Source organism: Streptomyces phyllanthi (assembly GCF_009377205.1).
Taxonomy (GTDB): Bacteria; Actinomycetota; Actinomycetes; order Streptomycetales; family Streptomycetaceae; genus Streptomyces; species Streptomyces phyllanthi.
In genome coordinates this window covers 1-2,774 of record NZ_VJZE01000743.1, presented here as the reverse complement: position 1 = coordinate 2,774, position 2,774 = coordinate 1, and the positions used below count along the sequence as shown (strand labels likewise).

3 protein-coding genes are annotated in these 2,774 nt (G+C 71.3%); 2 read left to right on the top strand and 1 reads right to left on the bottom strand.

Features of this window, described 5'->3' with window-relative positions; all coding sequences use genetic code 11:
• Positions 1-1,032: cysteine desulfurase/sulfurtransferase TusA family protein (locus tag FNH04_RS44265; RefSeq protein WP_152791879.1), on the top strand; the 1,032-nt coding region annotated here is incomplete at its 5' end.
• Positions 1,033-1,061: 29 nt separating this feature from the next.
• Here FNH04_RS44265 and FNH04_RS44260 read toward each other — a convergent pair.
• Positions 1,062-2,036, bottom strand: coding sequence for a carbohydrate kinase family protein (locus tag FNH04_RS44260; protein WP_322725637.1), 975 nt, complete (start codon positions 2,034-2,036; stop codon positions 1,062-1,064).
• Between the two features lie 134 nt (positions 2,037-2,170).
• Here FNH04_RS44260 and FNH04_RS44255 point away from each other — a divergent pair, with 134 nt between their 5' ends.
• Entirely contained in the window at positions 2,171-2,389 is a 219-nt protein-coding gene (locus FNH04_RS44255; protein WP_152791878.1) for a hypothetical protein, read from the top strand.
• The last annotated feature ends 385 nt before the right edge of the window (positions 2,390-2,774 follow it).

The window sequence follows — 2,774 nt, the reverse complement described above, 5'->3', positions numbered from 1 at the left end:
GCCGTGGACCGCTCGGGGGCGGTGACGCCGGAGGCGTACGCCGAAGCACTGCGCACCGACACCGCCCTGGCCTGCCTGCAGTCGGCGAACCACGAGGTGGGTACGGAGCAGCCGGTGGCCGGGGTGGCGTCGGTGTGCCGTGATGCCGGGGTGCCGTTGCTGGTGGACGCGGCGCAGTCGCTGGCCTGGGGGCCGGTGGAGGGTGATTGGTCCCTGTTGACAGCCAGTGCCCATAAATGGGGTGGTCCGTCGGGTGTCGGACTTCTCGTCGTACGGAAAGGGGTGCGGTTCGCGCCCCAAGGTCCCGTGGACGAGCGGGAGTCGGGGCGGGCGGCCGGGTTCGAGAACATCCCGGCGATCGTGGCAGCCGCGGCCTCGCTGCGGGCCGTACGGGCCGGGGCGGCCCAGGAGGCGGTACGGCTGCGGGAGTTGACGGACCGGATCCGGGCGCGGGTGCCCAGGGCGGTGCCGGACGTGGAGGTGGTGGGGGATCCCGTGCACCGGCTGCCGGGTGTGGTCACCTTCTCGTGTCTCTATGTCGACGGAGAGACTCTGCTGCACGAGCTGGACCGTGCGGGCTTCTCGGTGTCCTCGGGCTCGTCCTGCACGAGCAGCACGCTCGTGCCGAGCCATGTGCTCAAGGCGATGGGTGTGCTGAGCGAGGGCAACGTCCGGGTCTCGCTGCCGCCGGGCACGGCGGAGGAGGACGTCGAGCGGTTCCTGGAGGTGCTGCCCGAGGCGGTGTCGGCGGTCCGCGAGAAGCTGGGCGCGCCGGTCGCGGGCCCCTCGGCGGCCGTACGGGAGGACGACGCCCTGGTCGTGGACTCCCTCGGCAAGCGCTGCCCGATCCCCGTCATCGAGCTGGCCAAGGTCATCGGGGACGTACCGGTCGGCGGCACGGTCCGGGTCCTGTCGGACGACGAGGCCGCGCGGCTGGACATCCCGGCGTGGTGCGAGATGCGGGGACAGGAGTACGTCGGGGAGGAGCCGGCGGACCGTGGCTCCGCCTATCTGGTCCGCCGGCTGTCGTAGCCCTCGACGCCCTGGACAGGGCCGTCGGGTCAGCCCAGGCGCGCCTGGACCTCGGCCGCCGCCTCGTCCCCGTACGCCTTGGTGAAGCGGTCCATGAAGTGGGCGCGGCGCAGCTGGTACTCCTGGGTGCCGACCGTCTCGATGACGAGCGTGGCGAGCATGCAGCCGACCTGGGCGGCGCGCTCCAGGGAGACGCCCCAGGCGAGGCCGGAGAGGAAGCCCGCGCGGAAGGCGTCACCGACACCGGTCGGGTCGGCCTTGCGCTCCTCCTCCGGGCAGCCGACCTCGATCGGGTCCTCGCCGGCGCGCTCGACGCGCACGCCCTGCGCACCGAGGGTCGTCACGCGGTGGCCGACCTTGGAGAGGATCTCGGCGTCCGTCCAGCCCGTCTTGGACTCGATGAGCCCCTTCTCGTACTCGTTCGAGAAGAGGTAGGTCGCCCCGTCCAGCAGTATCCGGATCTCCTCGCCCTCCATGCGCGCGATCTGCTGCGAGAAGTCCGCGGCGAAGGGGATGCCCCGGGAGCGGCACTCCTCGGTGTGGCGCAGCATCGCCTCGGGGTCGTCCGCGCCGATGGAGACGAGGTCGAGGCCGCCGACGCGGTCCGCGACGGTCTTGAGCTCGATCAGGCGGGCCTCGCTCATGGCGCCGGTGTAGAAGGAGCCGATCTGGTTGTGGTCGGCGTCCGTGGTGCACACGAAGCGGGCCGTGTGCAGCGTCTCGGAGATCCGCACCGAGGCCGTGTCGACGCCGTGCCGGTCCAGCCAGGCGCGGTACTCGTCGAAGTCCGCGCCGGCCGCGCCGACGAGGACCGGCCGTGTGCCCAGCTGGCCCATGCCGAAGGCGATGTTCGCGCCGACTCCTCCCCTGCGTACGTCGAGGTTGTCGACCAGGAAGGAGAGGGAGACCGTGTGCAGCTGGTCCGCGACGAACTGGTCGGCGAAACGGCCGGGGAAGGTCATGAGGTGGTCGGTGGCGATGGAGCCGGTGACTGCGATACGCACGGCTGGGACACGCTCCTGCGAGGGGAGGGGGATTGACAGTTCACGCTACCGGGTGACTCGCCCTCGCGGCAGCAGGCAGAACTACCCGATAGTAGGGCTTTTTTCGTGGCTCTTGCGGTGCTTACGGTTCCGCTATGACGAACCTCAAGGACCTCAAGGTCCACGGCACCGCTCCGTTCGACCCGGAGAGCGGTCTCGCGGCGCTGCTCGGCGACTGCTCCCGGATGGTGCCGCACTGGGCGGCCCCCGAGCGGATCACTCCCCTGCCCGTGTCCCCGTCACTCATCCACGGCGTGACCGTACCGCCGAGGTCGGCCCGCCTCGTGGACGCGATGTCCGACTACGGCGACTGAGCCCGTCCGGCGCCCTCGACGGCACTCGATCGCACTTGACGCACTCGAGTGCCAAGAGGGCGCCCCGAACAGGGAACCGTGCGCTCCCCCGCCGCGTCCCATCGCTGTCCCCCGTAAAGGGGACCCGGTATACGACCCTTCCGTGCCCCTCCTTCCTGGCAGGACCGGGTCACCAGGGACAGCCGTGGAGCTGTGGAGCCGAAGGAGCGATGCGGTGAGCACCGAGCGACCCGACAACGACGCGACACCCGACGCCATCGGGGGTACCGAGGGCGCGGTGAGCGCTGAGAGCGCGGCGAACGCCGAGGGGACCGGGCAGACCGAGGGCGCCTCGGGAGCCGAGAACACGGTGAGCCCTGAGAGCGCGGCGGACACCGAGGGGGCC